Origin of the sequence: Pseudomonas sp. RHF3.3-3 (assembly GCF_048069595.1) — a bacterium.
In the GTDB taxonomy this organism is placed as follows: Bacteria; Pseudomonadota; Gammaproteobacteria; order Pseudomonadales; family Pseudomonadaceae; genus Aquipseudomonas; species Aquipseudomonas fuscovaginae_B.
The window spans coordinates 604515-623207 of sequence record NZ_CP182250.1 but is presented as its reverse complement, the minus strand read 5'-3'; the positions used below and the strand labels follow the sequence as shown (position 1 = coordinate 623207).

Sequence of the window (18693 nt, the reverse complement as noted above, 5' to 3'; positions counted from 1 at the left end):
AGCCAGCGGGTTGTTGGCAGGCGGAGTCGGCACAGTAAATCCTTGTTCGGTTCCAGGGGTGGCTGTAGGTCATGTCACAGGCGTCTGCAGGACAGGATACCAGCTTGCCGGAGTTTACCGGGCAGGCAAACGTCTGTATATGTATATACAAATAACACACGATGGGGTGCTGAACCATGTCCGCCTTCTTTGCCGAACGCGCGCTGCTGCCTAGTGGATGGGCCAAAAACGTACGCCTCGAGGTCGACGCCCAGGGCGTGCTGGCCCGGGTCGAGGCCGATTCCGATGCACAGGGTGCCGAACGGCTGGGCGGCCCGCTGCTGCCGGGCATGCCGAACCTGCACTCCCACGCCTTCCAGCGGGCGATGGCCGGGCTGGCGGAAGTCGCCGGCAACCCGAACGACAGTTTCTGGACCTGGCGCGACCTGATGTACCGCCTGGTGGGCAGGATCAGTCCCGAGCAGATGGGCATCATCGCTCGCCAGCTCTACATCGAGATGCTCAAGGCCGGCTACACCTCGGTGGCCGAGTTCCACTACGTGCACCATGATACCCAGGGCCAGCCCTACGCCGACCCGGCCGAACTGGCCCTGCGCATCAGCCAGGCCGCCACCGACGCCGGCATCGGCCTGACCCTGCTGCCCGTGCTCTACAGCCACTCCGGTTTTGGCGGCCAGGCACCCAGCGACGGTCAGCGACGCTTTATCAACAGTACCGAGAATTACCTGAAGTTGCAGGCACGTTTGCAGCCGTTGCTGGCAAGACAGCCGGCCCAGGCCCTGGGCCTGTGCTTCCACTCGCTCAGGGCGGTGACTCCGCAACAGATCAGCGAAGTGCTGGCCGCCAGCGACCGGCACTGCCCGGTGCACATCCACATCGCCGAGCAGCAGAAGGAAGTCGACGACTGCCTGGCCTGGAGCGGCAAGCGCCCGTTGCAGTGGCTCTACGACCATCTCGAGGTGGACTCGCGCTGGTGCCTGGTGCATGCCACCCATGCCGATGCCGAGGAAGTCAGCCACATGGCCCGCAGCCGGGCGATTGCCGGCCTGTGCCTGACCACAGAGGCCAACCTCGGCGACGGGATTTTCCCGGCCGTGGACTTCCTCGCCCAGGGCGGTCGCCTGGGCATTGGTTCCGACAGCCATGTGTCACTGAGCGTGGTTGAGGAACTGCGCTGGCTGGAATATGGCCAGCGCCTGCGCGACCAGCGGCGCAACCGCCTGTACCGGGCCGATCAGCCGATGGTCGGGCGCACGTTGTTCGACGCGGCCCTGGAAGGCGGTGCCCAGGCGCTCGGGCAAGCCATTGGCGGCCTGGAAGTGGGCAAGCGCGCCGACTGGCTGGTGCTCGACGGCAACGACCCGTATCTGGCGACCGCCGAGGACGACGGCATTCTCAATCGCTGGCTGTTCGCCGGCGGCGATCGCCAGGTGCGTGACGTGATGGTCAACGGCCAGTGGGCGGTACGCGGTGGCCGACATGCGGCAGAAGAGGAAAGCACGCGAGCCTTCGCCCAGGTGTTGCGTGAACTGCTGAACTGAAAACGCGAAGCGTCACGGGTTGCGTTCCCACGCGGAGCGTGGGAACGAGCGAGCAGCGGCCCGTAAACTCAGTGGGACATCTTCGAGTCGGGCGTACGCCAGATCAGTCGGGTGGTGTCATACCCCTGCTGCCGCGCCCGGCTCAGCAGGTCCTCGCGGGTATCGGCGCTGATCTTGGTGCTGCGCGACAACAGCCACAGATAGCGCCGGCTCGGGTCGCCGACAATCGCGGTGTGGTAGTCGTCGCTGACATAGAGAATCCAGTAGTTACCCTTCGCCACGCCCGGCAGCAGCGTGGTGAACCAGTTGTCGAAACGCACCCAGAGCTTGTCGGTCTGCCCTTCGACCTGCGGTGTCGCGGTGCCCTTGGCCTCTTCCCAGGTCCACTGCTCGGTCAGGCAGCGGTTGAACACCGCCATCCTGCCGTCGGGCATCAGGCTGTAGCGGGCCTCGGACTGGGCACAGTTGCGCTGGAAGTACATCGGCATCCGCGCCAGCTCGTACCAGGTGCCCTGGTAACGCTTGAGGTCGACGTGACCTGCGGTCTTGGGCGCCAGATCGTCACCGGACGTAGCGCAACCGGCCAGCAACAAGCCAGCCAAAAGAGTAACCACTAAACGCAACATTTCTTCTTCTCCCGAGGGCTTGTGCCCCGGTTTACTTCAGGCCTTGCCCGGAAAACATCAGGACTTTGTCACCGGCGTACTGCACGCTGATAAAGCTGTTCTTGTCACCCCAGGTGCAACTGGACATGCCCAGCGCGCCGGAACAATCGGACGGCGAACCGAGCAATGCCTCGACTTCGGCCTTGGGCATGCCCGTGGACAACTTCGAGTAGTTTGCCTGGTTGACCTTGCTGCAGGCGGCCAGCAGCACGCAGAACGACAACAGAGCGAGAGAGCGCAACGACATGGGGAGAAACTCCTGGGGACGGAAAGGTCGGCACGGGGGCCTACCGCAAGCTTAGAAGAGAAAACCGCCATCTGGTTCCCGAACCTACGACCTTTTCTTACAGGGCTTTCCTTTGCAGATCAGCAGTTTTGCGGGCGGAACTGGCGTTTCGTCGGCTTTACCGTCAAGAAACTAATCTTTAACGAGACGATGCCGAGAGATAGAGGCGCGACGCCATTAAACGTGGCAAATTGTCGCCCTTCGTTGACCCGCCTTTTGCAGACAGCCATTTCATGACCAGAAACCTCAAATTCAGCCACAAGATTCTCCTGGCTGCGGCCCTCGTGGTCGCCGTGGCGTTCGCCTGCTTCATCCTGTTCAACGACTATCGGCAGCGCCAGGCGCTGTACAACAGCACCCAGGCATCGATGCAGGAACTGGGCAGTCTGACCACCAGCAACATCCAGACCTGGCTGGAAAGCCGTATCCAACTGCTGCAGTCGCTGTCCCAGCAGATCGCCGTGGACGGCAGCTCCGCCGACAGCCTCAAGCGTGCGGTCGGCCTGCCCGCCTATACCGGCAACTTCCAGTTGAGCTACTTCGGCAGCCAGGAAGGCGTGATGTTCTCGGTGCCGGCCGGCAACCGCCCCGCCGACTACGACCCACGGGCCCGCGGCTGGTACAAGGCTGCCAACGCCGCCCAGCAGACCATCGTCACCGAGCCCTACATCGCCGCCTCGACCGGCAAGCTGGTGATCACCATCGCCACGCCGGTGCAGCATGAGGGCAAGTTCATCGGTGTGAGCGGTGCCGACATCGACCTGGGCAGTGTCAGTGCAATCATCAACTCGCTGAATTTCGGCGGCCACGGCCATGCCTTCATCGTCAGCGCCGACGGCAAGATCCTGATCCACCCGGACAGCAAGCTGATTCTCAAGAACCTCGCCGAAGCCTATCCGGACGACACACCGAAGATCAGCCCCGGCCTGAAGGAAGTGACGGTGGGTGGCAAGACCCAGTTCATCTCCTTCACCCACGTCAACGGCGTGCCCTCGGCCGACTGGTACGTGGCGCTGGTGCTGGACCAGGACACCGCGTTCTCGATGCTCAGCGAGTTCCGCACCTCGGCCATCGTCGCCATGGTGATTGCCGTGGTGATCATCATCGCCCTGCTGGGCATGCTGATCCGTGTGCTGATGCAGCCGCTGCACCTGATGGGCCGGGCGATGCACGACATCGCCGAGGGTGAAGGCGACCTGACCAAGCGCCTGACCATTCACGGCCACGACGAGTTCGGCACCCTGGGCATGTCGTTCAACCGTTTCGTGGAGCGCATCCACACCTCGATCCGTGAAGTGGCCTCGGCCACCGGCCAGGTCAACGAGGTCGCCCTGCGCGTGGTCAGCGCCTCCAACTCGTCGATGTTCAACTCCGACCAGCAGGCCAACCGCACCAGCAGCGTGGCGGCAGCGATCAACCAGCTCGGCGCCGCGGCCCAGGAAATCGCCCAGAACGCCGCCCTCGCCTCGCAGCATTCGAGCGAGGCACGCAACCTCGCCGAGGACGGTCAGCAGGTGGTGGACAAGACTATCGGCGCGATGCAGCAGTTGTCGGCGCAGATCAGCGACTCCTGCGGCAACATCGAGACGTTGAACAGCAATACGGTGAACATCGGGCAGATCCTCGACGTGATCACCAGCATTTCCCAGCAGACCAACCTGCTCGCGCTCAACGCCGCCATCGAGGCGGCCCGGGCTGGCGAGGCCGGTCGCGGCTTTGCCGTGGTCGCCGACGAGGTGCGCAACCTCGCCCACCGCACCCAGGACTCGGCGCAGCAGGTGCAGAAGATGATCGAGGAGCTGCAGGTCGGCGCCCGCGCGGCGGTCACTCTCATGACCGACAGCCAACGCCAGAGCGAAAACAGCGTCGGTATCGCCAACCAGGCCGGCGAACGGCTGGGCAGCGTGACCCAGCGGATCGGCGAGATCGACGGCATGAACCAGTCGGTGGCGACCGCGACCGAGGAGCAGACTGCGGTGGTAGAGTCGATCAACGTCGATATCACCGAGATCAACACCCTGAACCAGGAAGGGGTGGAGAACCTGCAGGCAACCCTGCGGGCCTGTGCCGACCTGGAACAGCAGGCGGCACGCCTGAAGCACCTGGTGGGCAGTTTCCGGATCTGACGACCGCGCCGGCGCCTTCGCGGGCAAGCCCTGCTCCTACGAGCGCCGTACACATGGCTTGTGTACGGCACAAACCTGTAGGAGCGTGGCTTGCCCGCGAAAGCAATCCGGCAACCGAAACCTCGTCACCTGACACACCGCTATCGCCACCAAGCCGGCGCCCACAAGGGCAGCACGCGCAGATACTAGAAGCGTGAGCCGGGCTCACGCAGAAACGCCACTTCATCGGCCGTGGACTTGCGCCCCAGGATGGCGTTGCGATGGGGAAAGCGCCCGAACCGGGCAATGATCCGCTGATGCCGCTCGGCATAATCCAGCTGACTGGCAAACACCGCCCGCTGATCCTCCGGCTGCTCGCGCAGCAACGCCGCGAACCGGGACACCGCCTCGTTCTGCGCCGCCGGATGCTCGCAATGCTCGAACACCAGGTAGATGAAGGAACGCTGTATCGCCGGCAATTGCCGGTCGAAGTCGGCGGCAATCCCCTGCGCCACCAGCGCCTGGGCGCGGGCATCACCGGAAAAGGCCGCAGGGGAATCGCGGAAGATCATCCGCGGCAGTTGATCGAGCAGCAGTACCACGGCCAGCCAACCCTGCGGACATTGCGTCCACTCGGTCAAACCGCCGGCCAGGGCCTGCTCGACCCAGGGCCCGAAACGCTCGCGCGCCTCGCGGTCCTGGCTGTCACGCTTGCCGAACCACAACCGACCCTTGTCAGCCTCGATCTCACTGGGCAGCCCGGCTGAACCGAACCACCATTGGAGCAGAGGCTGCCAGGGCGCGGACATGGGTTTATTCCTTGTGGTAGCCGGTGATCCGTTCCACTTCTTCCTTCGAACCGAGGAACACCGCGACACGCTGGTGCAGGCCGTCAGGCTGGATGTCGAGGATGCGCTGGTGGCCGTCGGTGGACGCGCCGCCCGCCTGCTCGATCAGGAACGACATCGGGTTGGCTTCGTACATCAGACGCAGTTTGCCCGGCTTGGACGGCTCGCGGCTGTCGCGTGGGTACATGAACAGGCCGCCACGGGTCAGGATGCGGTGCACGTCGGCCACCATCGCGGCCACCCAGCGCATGTTGTAGTTCTTTTTCAGCGGACCGGTCTCGCCGGCCAGCAGCTCTTCGACGTAACGCTGCACCGGGGCTTCCCAGTGGCGCTGGTTGGACATGTTGATCGCGAATTCCTGGGTGGAAGCCGGGATGGTGATGTCCTCGTGGGTCAGCACGAAGCTGCCCATCTCACGGTCCAGGGTGAAGCCCTTGACGCCATTGCCCAGGGTCAGGATCAGCATGGTCTGCGGGCCATAGATCGCGTAGCCGGCGGCGACCTGCTGGGTACCCGGCTGCAGGAAGGCCTTTTCGTTCAGGGCTTCGTTCTGGCTCAGGTATTCGTTCGGGCAGCGCAGTACCGAGAAGATGGTGCCGACCGGGGCATTGATGTCGATGTTCGACGAGCCGTCCAGCGGGTCGAACACCAGCAGGTAGGCGCCTTTCGGGTACTTGCCGGGGATCTGGTAGGCATTGTCCATCTCCTCGGACGCCATGCCGGCCAGGTGGCCGCCCCACTCGTTGGCTTCGAGCAGGATTTCGTTGGACAGGACGTCGAGCTTCTTCTGCACCTCGCCCTGCACGTTCTCGGTGCCCATGCTGCCCAGGACGCCACCCAGCGCGCCCTTGGAGACGGCGTGGCTGATTTCCTTACAGGCGCGCGCAACCACCTCGATCAGGAAACGCAGATCGGCAGGCGTGTTGTTGCTGCGGGTCTGCTCAATCAAAAAGCGACTCAGGGTAACGCGGGACATGGATGACTCCGGAGAAAGGGGGGGCTTGAAAACCCGCGCAGTTTAACGCGAGTTGCGCTGCAAATCCTCCTGCTCAGACAGGGATGACGCATAGAGAGTTCACAGGTCGGCTTCAGCGTAGACCAAAAGCGCCGGCAGGCCCCTTCTGTAGCCCCCTAAAGCAGGGGGCCAGGCTGTAGAGAAGGCCCAGACCGGACTGCCCCCAGGACTCTATGTGCCGGTCGTCAGCCCTGCGGCTTGCGCAGCAGGCTGAAGGCCATGCCCCCCAGCGCCGCCACACCCAGCAGCAGCACCGCCCACAGGCCGATCTTTTTCCAGTCGGTCGTTGGCGCCGCCGCGACCGCCGGGGCTTGCGGCGCGGCCGCCTGCGCTGCGCCCGCAGTGGCCTTGCCGACCCCGGCCAGGCGCTGCGGGCTGTAGTCGGGAATCAGCGTCGACAAGGGCAGGTTTGCCGCCCCCACCGTCGCATTGCCCAGTGCCAGGGAGAACGGTGCGTTGCCACGGGCCAGAAACACCAGTTGCGTCGGCCGCACGGCATAACTCAGCGCCGGAGCCTTTGCTCCAAGCCCACCGCCACGCTCGTCGACCACCAGTTTCAACTGCGCAACGCCGTAGCCGGACAGCTCCAGGGCGTCCTGCAACACATCCTGGCCGCCCTGCGTCAACCGATAGAGCAGGCCACTGCCCAGCGTCTGCCAGGCCTCGTTGCCACTGCGCCGCCCATACAGGCTCACCGGCGCCAGGCTGTTGGGCTGGGCCAGCTCGATCCGCACCTGTTCCAGGTTCATTGCCGTGGGCAGCCTCCAGGTGTATTCGCCCGACTTGGCCGTACTGCCAGCCAGCGGTTGCGACCAGGCCAGCGGCGACGCCGAAAGGCTGCTGGTGCTGCTTACCAGTTGTGCCGCATTCAACACCGGTGCCGACTGCGGCGACCGCCACAGCAGGCGCAGGTAACGCGCCGACTGCCCCGGCAGGCTCACCTCGCGCTGTTCGATGCGCTCGTCGGCAAAGGACAGTCGCGCCACCTGACCCTCGCCCCAGGGCTGCCAGTGCTGCAGGTCATCGCTGGCCTCGATGCTGAAACGCTGGAAGCCGTCGCGCTCGCTGGTCCAGTCGAGCACCAGTTGCTGCAACGGCGCCTTGATCGCACTGGCATCGAGCAACCAGCCACGCAGCACTTCTTCGCCGGCTTCCAACTGGCTGGACGGCGTCACCTCGACCAGCGTGCCGGACGTCGTCGATTGCACCCGCACGCTGGGCGCGGCCTGGGGGGCATCGACCGAGCTGTAGAGCGGAAACCACTTCACATCGGTCTGGCTGCGCTGCTGGCTCGACTGTGCCTGCTCCTGGAGCAGGGCGTAGGCCTGCGGCTCCCCCGCCGAGTTGAACACCCGGACGTCGTTCAGTTCGGCCTGGCGGGCCTGGGCCTGCAAGGTCAGCGGCAGTTCCAGCCGGTACCAGGGGCCCTCGCCGCTCAGGGCCAGGGGCACGATAGTGCTGAAGTCCGCCGGCTTTTCCTGGGCCGACAACGATGCACTCAGGCACAGCAGCAGCACGCCCAGGCGACCCGGGCTCAACTTGCGAATCAAGACGACACTCCTTCCGTTTGCTTGTCGGTCGGCTCGGCCTCCGCGCGCTTGGGCGGCAGCGGCGCGAAATAGCCCACCACCAGCATCAGCACACCGACGCCGATGAACGAGACGATCCGCGCCAGGCCGCCACGGTTGCTCAGCTCGACGAAGAACAGCTTGGCCACCACCACGGCGATCAACGCCGCACCCATCAGCCAGACCTCGCGACGATGGCGCAGGTGGCCACCGATCATCAGGCTCAGGGCGATCAGGCTCCAGGCGATCGACAGACCGGCCTGCACCAGCATCGACCCCAACAGCGCATCCAGCTCGAAATCCACCCCACCCCAATGGTGGGCGGCGCGCATCACCAGCGCCGTGACGAAGGCGAACAGCGACAGGCTGCAGACCGCCTGGGCGGCCAGCTCGGCGTGGGCGGCGCGTACACCCAGCTGGGGCACCGCGCTGCGCGACCAGATGTAGAGGCTGCCCAGGGCGAACAGCAACCCCAGTTCCAGCGGGTTGAGCAGCGGCACGTACGGCAGCGGCTCGGCGTGACCGTCGCTGAAGCTGTTGGCCAGCCAGAACCAGCCGAGCATCAGCAAGGCCAGCGGTGCGGCAGCGTACAGGCGGTATTCGCGTGAGTAGGCGGCAATCGGCCACGGCCATTCGCGCGGCGCGGCCATCAGCACCAGGTACAGGCTCGGCAGGATCGCGTAACCCAGCCAGCGCCAGGCGTTGTAATGCTCCGACAGCAACAGCAGGCCGTAGCGCAACTCCAGCGCCAGCACGCCAAGGATCAGCCAGCAACCCAGCACGTGGGCGACACTCGACACCCGTGCCGGCAACTGCGGCGCCAACTTGCGCAACGACAGCAGGTGCACGGCGAACAGCGCCGGCCACACCAGCCAGCCGAACTGTGCCGCCGGGTTGTAGAGGCGGGTCCAGTCCAGCAGCAGGATGATCCCGGCCACCGGCACCAGCAGGCTGCACAACCGGGCCAGGTCCGGCCAGCGCAGGCGCACCGCCAGGAGTGCCCAAAGCGCCACACTGGCCGTGGCGATTGCCAGCATCCAGGACGCCCAACTGGACGGCGCGGCGAACAGCATGACCTCACCGGCCCAGGCCAGTGCCCACCAGCCGGTGCCCCAGACCAGCAGCACCTGGGACAGACGCTGCAGGCTCAGGACATCGAACACCGTCGGCAGGCTGTCCCGCTGCAGGCGCCAGGCGCCGACGAAGGCAGCCAGTCCGAGCACCAGCGGCGTCCAGAAACCGCTGTGGCCGAGCAGACGCAGGCCATCGCTGTCGAACGCGCCGAACTGCACCGCCCCTTCGAGCAGGAAGGCCCCGCCACCGATCAGTTGCAACAGCAGGCCGAAGAGGAAACTCAGACGCTGACGCAGGTACAGGCTCAGCCAGATGATCAGCAGGCCGCTGGCGGCCCAGACACCACTGGCCGTGCCCCAGGGCAGTACGAACAGCACCGCCAGGTTGATCAACGCCAGGCCTGCCAGCAGGATTACCGACAATGCCCGCAGCAGCCGGGCATCGTTGCGCACCATCTCGTCGCGGGCCGCCAGCAACATCCCGCCGATCAGCGACAGGCCGATCAGCGAAGCACTCATCAGGCCGCTCCAGCCGGCACTGAACACCGCCGACGACTCGCCTTCGGCCCCCTGCAGCCGCGCCAGGAACAGCGCGCCGCCGAGCAGTTGCACGGCAAACGCGCTGAACAGGAACGCCCGCGATTGCAGACGCAGGCCGGCAAACAGCGTCGCCAGCCCGGCCAGCGCCCAACTGATGGCCGTGCCCTGGCTGAGGAAGAACAGCGGCGCCAGCAGATAGAGGAAGGCCAGGCCCAGGCAGGCCAGCACCGGAACGCCGCGCCGCTCCCACTCGGCCGCCTCTCCGGGCGCGGCCTGGCGCAATTGCCAGAAGCTGAACAACAGGGCCAACCCCAGCAGCAAAGCGCCCAGCGGCGCGGCATCGAGCAGGCTGTGTTCGCCCGCCTGCAGGGTGCCGGCGAACGACAGGGCCGAGCCCAATTGCAGCAATAGCGCGAAGATCCGCGCGAACGGCCGTTGCTGGCGCAGGCCGAGCCAGAACACCCCCGCGCCCTCCACTGCCCAGGCCGCCGCCGTCCAGCGCGCATCGAGGCCCAGCGGAATCGCCAGGCTGGCGAAGATCACCCCCAGTGCCAGGCAGGTTTCCGCCAGCAGCAGCGCGCGGCCGCCCATCAGCAGGCGGGCCAGGCCCATGTAGATGATCCCCAGCGCCAGGGCGCTGAACGCCGCCGCGAGCTCCAGATGCTGGACCAGCGCGAACTGCAGCCCGAAGCCCACCAGCGGCGGGCCGAACAGCAGGGTGCCATCGACGTAGTCGCCCTGGCGCGCCGACCAGTGCAACAGCCCTTCACGACTGTCGTCCTGCGGCCCGCCGGTCATTTCCCGCAGCTTGCGCCGGGCGAACAGCAGGCCGATAGCCAGGTACATCAGGAAGAACAGCACCAGGAACGGCTCGGTGCTCCACAGCAGCTCGGGCTGGTAGGAACGCACGCCCCAGGCGAAGCCGATACCGAAGGTGCCGACGAAGCCGATCAGATTGAGCAGGCGCCAGGCCTTGAACCAGGCGATCGCCAGGATGCCGCTGTTCAGCAGGATGAAGTAACTGAACAGGGCGACATGGTTGCCGGAGCCGGTGGAGGTCAGGATCGGCGCGGCAAAGCCGCCCAGCGCGGCAGCCGCGGCCAGCCCGAGGGCGTCCTGGGTCACCGCGAGAATCGCCGAGAACACCGTGACCGCCACCAGCAGGCCAAGGGCGGCGGAAGGGTCGAGCAACGGGTGCAGGCGCATCGCGGCGAACACCGTCAGGTACAGCACGGCGATCCCCGTGCCCTGCAGCATCAGGCCGTAGCTGCCATTGCGCAGGCGCAGCCACCAGCCCAGGCCGAGCAGCCCGAGCGCACAGCCGGCGACGCCGGCGTAGCGCAGCTCGACCGGCACCACCATGCCCTCGGTGGCATAACGCAACAGGAAGGCCAGGCCGAGGAACAGCAGCAGCACGCCGACCCGCAGCACGGTGTTGCCACCGAACAGCCAGTTGCGGGCGCCCGCCACGGCACGCTCGATCAGGTTCGGCTCGCGGGGAGTCGGAGGTACAGGCGGCGCGACCGGCTCGCGCACCTCGATCGGCTGCGGCGTCCAGGCGTCGACTTCGGGGCGTACGGCCTGGGGCTCATTGCGCGGCGAGAGCTCTTGCAGTTCCGGCGGGAGTTCCCAGATCAGTTCGGGCTCGGCGCGTGGCGCCTGCGCAGCCGGCTCGACGATCGGCTCGGCTGCCTGGGGGGCGACAGGTGCTTCGTCGACGACCGGGGTGGGCTCGACGGCAGCGGCAACAGGCGGTTCCGCCCGGGCGACGCCGACCACCTCCAGTTCGCGAACCCGCTGCTCGAGGCTGGCCAGCGCCTGTTGCGCCTGCTGCAAGCGGGCCTCCTGAGCGCGAGCCCTGCGCCCCAGGCTCCCGAGGCGGAACGCCTGGCCGATCACCAAACCGAACAATGCGCCGATCAGGGCGTCAAGGATGATCTCGTCGACCATCCAGCCCAGTACCAACCCGACCAGCATCAGAATCCATTGCATGCACGATATCCCTAAGCGGCGTCACGACACGCCCGCTCTTGTGGGAGCCGGCCAATCTGCCGCGTAGTATATCGATCCGGCCCCACCAGAGTGGGGTCGGCCTCACAACTTATTGCAAAAGATTACTCCAACGCTTTCCAGATCTCGGTGGCGTACTCGCGAATGGTCCGGTCCGAGGAGAACCAGCCCATCCGGGCACTGTTCAGCACAGCCGAGCGCCACCATTCCTTGCTGTCGTGCCAGAGCGCCTCGACCTTGCCCTGGGCGGCCCAGTAGCTGTCGAAGTCGGCACAGACCAGGAAGCGGTCGTAGTCGATCAGCGAGTCGACCAGGCCGACATAGCGTGCCGGATCGTCCGGGGAAAACACCCCGCCACGAATCGCCTGCAGCACATCGTTGAGCCGATGGGAGGCGGCCACGTCCTGCGCGGCACTGAACTCGCCATTGCGCTTGCGCGATTCGACCTGCTGGGCACTGAGGCCAAAGATGAACATGTGCTCCTGGCCGACCCGCTCGCACATCTCCACGTTGGCGCCGTCCATCGTGCCGATGGTCAACGCGCCATTGAGGCCGAACTTCATGTTGCTGGTGCCCGAGGCCTCGAAACCGGCAGTGGAGATCTGCTCCGACAGGTCGGCGGCCGGAATGATGCTTTCCGCCAGGCTGACGTTGTAGTTGGGCAGGAACACCACCTTGAGCAGGCCGCGCACGGTCGGGTCGTTGTTGACGGTACGGGCGATGTCGTTGGTCAGCTTGATGATCAGCTTGGCCTGGTGATAACTCGCCGCGGCCTTGCCGGCGAAGATCTTCACCCGCGGCACCCAGTCGGTTTCCGGCTCGGCGCGGATCGCCTGGTACAGCGCCACAGTGTGCAACAGGTTGAGCAACTGGCGCTTGTATTCGTGGATCCGCTTGACCTGCACATCGAACATCGCCGCCGGGTTGACCGCAATGCCCAGCCGCTCCTGGATCAATGCCGCCAAGGCGCGCTTGTTGTGCAGGCGCTGCTCGGCGAACTGCTTGCGAAAGCCGGCCTTTTCGGCGAACGGCTCCAGGCCCACCAGCAGATCCTCGGGGCGATCGAGCACTTCGGCCCCCAGGGCATCGACCATCATCTCGGTCAGCCGCGGGTTGGCCTGGTACAGCCAGCGGCGGAAGGTGATGCCGTTGGTCTTGTTGTTGATCCGCTCCGGGTAGAGCTTGTGCAGCTCGGAAAACACCGTGCTGCGCATCAGTTGCGTATGCAGGCCGGACACGCCGTTGACACTGTGGGAACCGAGGAACGCCAGGTTGCCCATGCGCACCCGGCGGCCGTTGTCTTCCTCGATCAGCGACACCGAGCGCAGCACGTCGAAGTCATGGATGCCCTTGGCCCGCAGCGCATCGATATGCTGGGCATTGATCAGGTAGATGATCTGCATGTGCCGCGGCAGCATGCGTTCCATCAGGCCCACCGGCCAGGTTTCCAGGGCCTCCGGCAGCAGGGTGTGGTTGGTGTAGGAAAGCGTTTCGACGGTCACCTGCCAGGCCGCGTCCCAGGTCACGCCGTGCAGGTCGACCAATTGCCGCATCAGTTCGGCGACGGCAATCGAGGGGTGGGTGTCATTCAGCTGGATCGCCGCATGTTCACCGAGACTGAGCACCGAGTCGTGCATGTTCTTGTGCCGCCGAAGCAGGTCCTGCAGCGACGCCGAAACGAAGAAGTACTCCTGGCGCAGCCGCAGTTCCTGCCCCGCCTCGGTGCTGTCCGCCGGGTAGAGCACGCGGGAGATGCTTTCGGCCCTGGCGACCTCGGCCACCGCCCCCAGGTGGTCGCCGGCATTGAAGCGTTCCAGGTGCAGTTCCTCCGTGGCCCGGGCCCGCCACAGGCGCAGGGTGTTCACACTGGCCCCGCGCCAACCGACCACCGGCGTGTCATAGGCGACCGCCCGCACGGTTTCCGCCGGCCACCAGACCTGCCGGGCCTGGCCGGTCTCGTCATGCACGGTCTCGACGCTGCCACCAAAGCCCACCGGGTAGATCACCTCGGCCCGCTCGAACTCCCAGGGGTTGCCGAAGTCCAGCCAGTTCTCGGTCTGCTCCTGCTGCCAGCCGTCGACGATCGCCTGACGGAACAGCCCGTGCTCGTAGCGGATGCCATAGCCATGACCGGCGATACCGAGGGTCGACATGCTCTCCATGAAACACGCCGCCAGGCGCCCCAGGCCACCGTTGCCCAGCGCCGCGTCGGGCTCCAGCAGGCGGATGCGTTCCAGGTCGACACCGAGGTCCACCAGCGCCTCGCGGGCGATATCCAGCAGGCCGAGGTTGCTCAGGCTGTCGTACAGCAGGCGACCGATGAGAAACTCCAGGGAAAGGTAATAGACCCGCTTCTGTCCCTTGCGGTAGATCTGTCGCGTGTGATCCATCCAGTGCTCGACCATATGGTCGCGGGCGGCCAGGGCAATCGCCTCGAACCAGTCGTGGTCGAAGGCATGGTCGGGGTCCTTACCCACTGCATAGGTAAGTTTGGCAAGGACGGCGGCACGAAAGGCAGCCACCTCAGTTTCACGGACAAGCGTTTCCTGAGACATCGATGCGACCTCTAGCGAGATGGACAATTTACGGGACGAGTTGTCTGAGCCTAGTCGGTTCGACACAGGGTGATGGCTCTGGTTCGGGGTTTTTTCCACTCGAAGTGGCGAAGGCCGGTAAATTCGAGGGGCCGCTCAAGACCCGGATTCGCAAAAAATTTCCCGGTAGATCCGCGATTGTGCGAAAAACCGTCAAAAGGTTGTTCACAAATCCACAGGCCCCGGTATGATCGCGCGCCCGATACACCCCTGGACGCCACCTGATGAAACCGACCCTGATCGCAGCCGCAGAGCTCGACCGCCTGGAAACCTGGCAGAAGTACTCCAGCCACATGTGTGGCGGCTGCATGTCCAGCTGCTGCACCCTGCCCGTGGAAGTGAAGATCAAGGACCTGATCCGCATCGGCATCGTCGATGAGTTCGAGCGTGGCGAGCCGGCGAAGAACATCGCCAAGCGCCTGCAGAAGGAAGGCATCGTCGAGCGCTACAACCAGAAATCGGAGATCTTCACCCTGCAGCGCATGAGCAACAACGATTGCCTGTACCTGGACCGCAAGACTCGGCTGTGCACCATTTATGACAAGCGCCCGGACACCTGCCGCAACCACCCGAAGATCGGCCCGCGCCCGGGCTATTGCGCCTACAAGCCCAAGCCCCAGGAGCGCCAGGCGCCGAGCCGGAACCTGGAACGGTTCTGACTTCAAACCGGCGGTGCACCCTTCGCGGATGAATCGGCGAAGACGTCCGCCCAGCCATCGCCCCACCTGGCTTCTTGCGCACAAAAAAACGCCCCCGGCCTTTCGACCGGGGGCGTTTTTCATTCAGCCGGAGCTAGAAGATCAAGCCTTGGCTTTCTTGGCAGCGCGGGTACGCTCGCCTTCGTCCAGGATCTTCTTGCGCAGGCGGATCGACTTCGGCGTGACTTCGCACAGCTCGTCATCCTGGATGAATTCCAGGGCCTGTTCCAGGGTGTGGCGAACTGGCGGAACCAGGGCGATCACCTCGTCCTTGCCCGAAGCACGCATGTTGTCGAGCTTCTTGCCCTTGGTCGGGTTGACGCCCAGGTCGTTGTCACGGCTGTTCAGACCGATGATCTGACCGTTGTAGATGTCCTGGCCGTGCTCGATGAACAGCTTGCCGCGAGCCTGCAGGGTTTCCAGGGAGTAGGTCAGGGCCTTGCCGGTCTCGATCGAAACCAGAACACCGTTCAGACGGCCGGACATCTGGCCTGGCTTCATGGTGTCGTAGCGATCGAAGATCGAGGTCAGGATGCCTGCACCGTTGGTCAGGGTCAGGAACTGGTTACGGAAACCGATCAGACCACGGGCTGGAACGTTGTATTCCAGACGGACACGGCCCTTGCCATCCGGCGCCATGTTGGTCAGGTCGCCCTTGCGCAGACCCATTTCTTCCATGACCTTGCCCTGGGATTCCTCAGGGATGTCGATGGTGACGTTTTCGAACGGTTCCTGCTTCACGCCGTTCACTTCGCGGATGATCACTTCAGGACGGCCCACGGCCATTTCGAAGCCTTCGCGACGCATGGTTTCGATCAGAACCGACAGGTGCAGCTCACCACGGCCGGAAACCTTGAACTTGTCGGCCGAGTCGCCTTCTTCAACGCGCAGTGCCACGTTGTAGAGCAGCTCCTTGTCCAGACGCTCCTTGATGTTACGGGAGGTCACGAACTTGCCTTCCTTGCCGCAGAATGGCGAGTCGTTGACCTGGAAGGTCATGGAAACGGTCGGCTCGTCGACGGTCAGAGGCTTCATCGCCTCGACGGTGTTCATGTCGCACAGGGTGTCGGAGATGAACAGTTCGTCGAAACCGCTGATGCAGACGATGTCGCCGGCAGCGGCTTCTTCGACGTCCACACGGTGCAGACCGTGGTGGCCCATCAGCTTCAGGATACGGCCGTTGCGCTTCTTGCCGTCGACATCGATCGCCACCACCGGAGTGTTCGGCTTGATGCGACCGCGGGCGATACGACCCACGCCGATCACGCCCAGGAAGCTGTTGTAGTCCAGCGCGGAGATCTGCATCTGGAACGGACCATCGCGGTCGACGTCCGGAGCCGGCACGTTGTCGACGATCGACTGGTACAGCGGGGTCATGTCTTCGGCCATGTCGGTGTGGTCCAGGCCGGCGATGCCGTTCAGGGCCGAGGCGTAGACGACCTTGAAGTCCAGCTGTTCGTCGGTGGCACCCAGGTTGTCGAACAGGTCGAAGATCTGGTCCAGAACCCAGTCAGGACGCGCGCCCGGACGGTCGACCTTGTTGATCACGACGATCGGCTTCAGACCGGCTTCGAAGGCCTTCTTGGTCACGAAGCGGGTTTGCGGCATAGGGCCGTCCTGGGCGTCGACCAGCAGCAGCACGGAGTCGACCATCGACATCACGCGCTCAACCTCGCCACCGAAGTCGGCGTGGCCGGGGGTGTCGACGATGTTGATGTGGTAGCCGTTCCAGTTGATGGCGGTGTTTTTCGCCAGAATGGTAATGCCGCGCTCTTTTTCCTGGTCGTTGGAGTCCATCACGCGCTCGTCGTTGAGCTCGTTGCGTTCCAGGGTGCCGGATTGACGCAGCAGTTTGTCAACCAGGGTGGTCTTGCCATGGTCAACGTGGGCGATGATGGCGATGTTGCGTAGATTTTCGATCACTTGTGTATCTCGATCAGAGGATTCGGTTTGCTGACAAGTCTTGGCAGCGATTGACGGTAGTGTCCGGCGTGGCCGTTACAGCTTGACGGCGGCGTCGGGGGGCCGGTGACGCAGGCCACAGGCAAACAGCCCCGGGCACTTAGCTCGGTCGATAAACGCGCACATTGGCATGCCCCTCACTGAGCAGATGGTGGGCATGCAGGCGACTCATCACGCCTTTGTCGCAATACAGCAGGTACTGGCGAGTAGGGTCCAGTTCCTTGAAACGAGCATTCAGTGCATAGAACGGCATCGTTTGTACCTCGATGCCAGCCAGTTCCAGCGGATCGTCCTCCTGGGCATCCGGATGCCGGATGTCGAGGACGATATGACCCGCCAGCGCCTCGCTGACCTCTTCGATCTGCAGATCCTGGCCCAGTTCGTCGATCACGTGATCGATCGAGACCAGCCTGGCGCGTTCGAGCGCACGCTCGAGGATCGCCATGTCGAACGCTTTCTCTTCGTGCTCCACGCGGTAGCGCTTGGCGTGGGTCTTGGGGTTGACCGAAATCACCCCGCAGTATTCGGGCATGTGCCGGGCAAAATCGCCGGTGCCGATCTGGTCGGCCAGGTCGATGATGTCCTGCTTGTGGCTGGCGATCAGCGGCCGGATCACCAGCTTCTCGGTCACACAGTCGATCACCGACAGGTTCGGCAGCGTCTGGCTGGAAACCTGGGAAATCGCCTCGCCGGTGACCAGCGCATCGATGTGCAGCCGCTCGGCCATCGCCGACGCCGCCCGCAACATCATACGCTTCAATACTACGCCCATATGACCGTTATCGACTTTGCCGAGAATTTCTCCCAGCACTTCCTCGAACGGCACGCTGATGAACAGCACGCGGTGGGAGCTGCCGTACTTCTTCCACAGGTAGTGGGCGACTTCCATCACCCCCAGCTCGTGGGCGCGGCCACCCAAGTTGAAGAAGCAGAAGTGGGTCATCAGGCCGCGGCGCATCATCTGGTAGGCGGCGACGGTGGAGTCGAAGCCGCCGGACATCAGGGTCACGGTCTGCTCCACCGAGCCCAGCGGGAAGCCGCCGAGGCCCTCGTGCTGGCCGTGGATGACGAACAGCCGCTGGTCGCGAATCTCGATCCGCACCTCGACTTCCGGGTCCTTCAGGGAGATCCCGGCGGCACCGCATTCACGCCGCAGGCGGCTGCCGACATGCTTCTCGACGTCCATGGAACTGAAGCCGTGCTTGCCACCGCGCTTGCAGCGCACGGAAAAGATCTTGCCCGGCAGCACGTCAGCGTAGTGCTGCAGGCACTTGGCGGTAATGTCGTCGAAGTCGCCCAGCGGGTATTCGTCGACCTGCAGCAGGTGCGCGATACCCGGCGTACAGCACAGGCGGGCCTTGAACTCCTGCAGAGCCTTCGGATCGGTCAGCGCGGTTTCCAGTTCGAGGTTGTCCCACACGCCATTCACCACCACGGCCGGATCCAGGTCCTTGAGCACGGCACGGATGTTCTTCGCCAATTGACGAATGAAGCGCGTCCGGACAGGGCGGCTCTTGATGGTGATTTCGGGGAAGACTTTGACGATTAGTTTCATGAAAACAGCGCGCGAACGGCCGGCCGAAAAAAGTGGGGCGCGGATTATAGCGGAAATTGCTCAAGGTTTGACCAGTTATTGTACGGACGGTTTTCTGCGCACCAAAAAAGGTCGAATCGATATTTTCCGGCACCACAAAGGTGCGGCGAATGCCCGAAAATTCTCCTACCCTGGCTGGAACGCTTGAGATTGGGGCAAAAAACCCATCACGGGGCACTGGCATGCAATTTGCT

13 protein-coding genes and 1 pseudogene are annotated in these 18693 nt (G+C 64.4%); 5 read left to right on the top strand and 9 right to left on the bottom strand.

Features of this window, described 5'->3' with window-relative positions; all coding sequences use genetic code 11:
- Positions 1-176 precede the first annotated feature (176 nt).
- A complete protein-coding gene (locus ACMGT0_RS02770) occupies positions 177-1541 on the top strand; it encodes a formimidoylglutamate deiminase (RefSeq protein ID WP_416771399.1) in 1365 nt (454 codons plus the stop codon).
- A gap of 68 nt (positions 1542-1609) precedes the next feature.
- On the opposite strand, the gene ACMGT0_RS02765 is transcribed toward ACMGT0_RS02770, so the two are convergent.
- Together ACMGT0_RS02765 and ACMGT0_RS02760 are read right to left on the bottom strand one after the other, a co-directional pair.
- Entirely contained in the window at positions 1610-2167 is a 558-nt protein-coding gene (locus ACMGT0_RS02765; RefSeq protein WP_054057919.1) for a lipocalin family protein, read from the bottom strand.
- Between the two features lie 31 nt (positions 2168-2198).
- Positions 2199-2453 (bottom strand): hypothetical protein, encoded by a 255-nt coding sequence (locus ACMGT0_RS02760; RefSeq protein WP_017903223.1) that lies wholly within the window; start codon positions 2451-2453, stop codon positions 2199-2201.
- A 272-nt stretch (positions 2454-2725) separates the two neighbouring features.
- Here ACMGT0_RS02760 and ACMGT0_RS02755 point away from each other — a divergent pair.
- Both ACMGT0_RS02755 and ACMGT0_RS02750 read left to right on the top strand, forming a co-directional pair.
- Positions 2726-3760: pseudogene (locus tag ACMGT0_RS02755) on the top strand (cache and HAMP domain-containing protein); the annotation flags it as partial.
- Complete coding sequence (locus ACMGT0_RS02750; protein WP_416773398.1) at positions 3740-4618, top strand: methyl-accepting chemotaxis protein; 879 nt, start codon at positions 3740-3742, stop codon at positions 4616-4618. The pseudogene ACMGT0_RS02755 and the gene ACMGT0_RS02750, both read left to right, overlap by 21 nt.
- 185 nt (positions 4619-4803) lie before the next feature.
- Here the strand turns inward: ACMGT0_RS02750 and ACMGT0_RS02745 are convergent, their stop codons facing one another.
- The 5 genes from ACMGT0_RS02745 to ACMGT0_RS02725 all read right to left on the bottom strand — a co-directional run bounded on the left by ACMGT0_RS02745 (position 4804) and on the right by ACMGT0_RS02725 (position 14206).
- The gene (locus ACMGT0_RS02745) at positions 4804-5406 is read right to left on the bottom strand and encodes a DUF924 family protein (RefSeq protein WP_416771397.1); all 603 of its coding nucleotides are present in this window, start codon (positions 5404-5406) and stop codon (positions 4804-4806) included.
- Between the two features lie 4 nt (positions 5407-5410).
- Positions 5411-6421, bottom strand: coding sequence for a class 1 fructose-bisphosphatase (locus ACMGT0_RS02740; protein WP_054057922.1), 1011 nt, complete (start codon positions 6419-6421; stop codon positions 5411-5413).
- 224 nt (positions 6422-6645) lie between these two features.
- Positions 6646-8010 carry a DUF3999 domain-containing protein gene (locus ACMGT0_RS02735; RefSeq protein WP_416771396.1) on the bottom strand — a complete coding sequence of 455 codons (1365 nt, stop codon included), beginning with the start codon at positions 8008-8010 and terminating at the stop codon, positions 6646-6648.
- On the bottom strand, positions 8007-11633 hold the full coding sequence (locus tag ACMGT0_RS02730) for a DUF2339 domain-containing protein (protein WP_416771395.1): 3627 nt from the start codon (positions 11631-11633) through the stop codon (positions 8007-8009). The genes ACMGT0_RS02735 and ACMGT0_RS02730 overlap by 4 nt, the downstream gene beginning before the upstream one ends.
- Positions 11634-11755: 122 nt before the next feature.
- On the bottom strand, positions 11756-14206 hold the full coding sequence (locus ACMGT0_RS02725; RefSeq protein ID WP_054057990.1) for a glycogen/starch/alpha-glucan phosphorylase: 2451 nt from the start codon (positions 14204-14206) through the stop codon (positions 11756-11758).
- Between the two features lie 263 nt (positions 14207-14469).
- Here ACMGT0_RS02725 and ACMGT0_RS02720 point away from each other — a divergent pair, with 263 nt between their 5' ends.
- A complete protein-coding gene (locus tag ACMGT0_RS02720; protein ID WP_017901783.1) occupies positions 14470-14904 on the top strand; it encodes a YkgJ family cysteine cluster protein in 435 nt (144 codons plus the stop codon).
- A gap of 141 nt (positions 14905-15045) precedes the next feature.
- On the opposite strand, the gene typA is transcribed toward ACMGT0_RS02720, so the two are convergent.
- Both typA and thiI read right to left on the bottom strand, forming a co-directional pair.
- Complete coding sequence (gene typA, locus ACMGT0_RS02715) at positions 15046-16866, bottom strand: translational GTPase TypA (RefSeq protein ID WP_054062061.1); 1821 nt, start codon at positions 16864-16866, stop codon at positions 15046-15048.
- Between the two features lie 139 nt (positions 16867-17005).
- The gene (thiI, locus tag ACMGT0_RS02710; protein WP_054057992.1) at positions 17006-18460 is read right to left on the bottom strand and encodes a tRNA uracil 4-sulfurtransferase ThiI; all 1455 of its coding nucleotides are present in this window, start codon (positions 18458-18460) and stop codon (positions 17006-17008) included.
- Here thiI and ACMGT0_RS02705 point away from each other — a divergent pair.
- On the top strand, positions 18459-18647 hold the full coding sequence (locus ACMGT0_RS02705; RefSeq protein WP_160319833.1) for a hypothetical protein: 189 nt from the start codon (positions 18459-18461) through the stop codon (positions 18645-18647). The genes thiI and ACMGT0_RS02705 overlap by 2 nt on opposite strands.
- The last annotated feature ends 46 nt before the right edge of the window (positions 18648-18693 follow it).

Bases quoted from the DNA above. Each gene is read 5' to 3' on its own strand.
- ACMGT0_RS02770 (WP_416771399.1), top strand. From the start codon at position 177: ATGTCCGCCTTCTTTGCCGAACGCGCGCTGCTGCCTAGTGGATGGGCC.
- ACMGT0_RS02765 (WP_054057919.1), bottom strand. From the start codon at position 2,167: ATGTTGCGTTTAGTGGTTACTCTTTTGGCTGGCTTGTTGCTGGCCGGT.
- ACMGT0_RS02760 (WP_017903223.1), bottom strand. From the start codon at position 2,453: ATGTCGTTGCGCTCTCTCGCTCTGTTGTCGTTCTGCGTGCTGCTGGCC.
- ACMGT0_RS02750 (WP_416773398.1), top strand. From the start codon at position 3,740: ATGTCGTTCAACCGTTTCGTGGAGCGCATCCACACCTCGATCCGTGAA.
- ACMGT0_RS02745 (WP_416771397.1), bottom strand. From the start codon at position 5,406: ATGTCCGCGCCCTGGCAGCCTCTGCTCCAATGGTGGTTCGGTTCAGCC.
- ACMGT0_RS02740 (WP_054057922.1), bottom strand. From the start codon at position 6,421: ATGTCCCGCGTTACCCTGAGTCGCTTTTTGATTGAGCAGACCCGCAGC.
- ACMGT0_RS02730 (WP_416771395.1), bottom strand. From the start codon at position 11,633: ATGCAATGGATTCTGATGCTGGTCGGGTTGGTACTGGGCTGGATGGTC.
- ACMGT0_RS02725 (WP_054057990.1), bottom strand. From the start codon at position 14,206: ATGTCTCAGGAAACGCTTGTCCGTGAAACTGAGGTGGCTGCCTTTCGT.
- ACMGT0_RS02720 (WP_017901783.1), top strand. From the start codon at position 14,470: ATGAAACCGACCCTGATCGCAGCCGCAGAGCTCGACCGCCTGGAAACC.
- ACMGT0_RS02705 (WP_160319833.1), top strand. From the start codon at position 18,459: ATGAAAACAGCGCGCGAACGGCCGGCCGAAAAAAGTGGGGCGCGGATT.
- thiI (WP_054057992.1), bottom strand. From the start codon at position 18,460: ATGAAACTAATCGTCAAAGTCTTCCCCGAAATCACCATCAAGAGCCGC.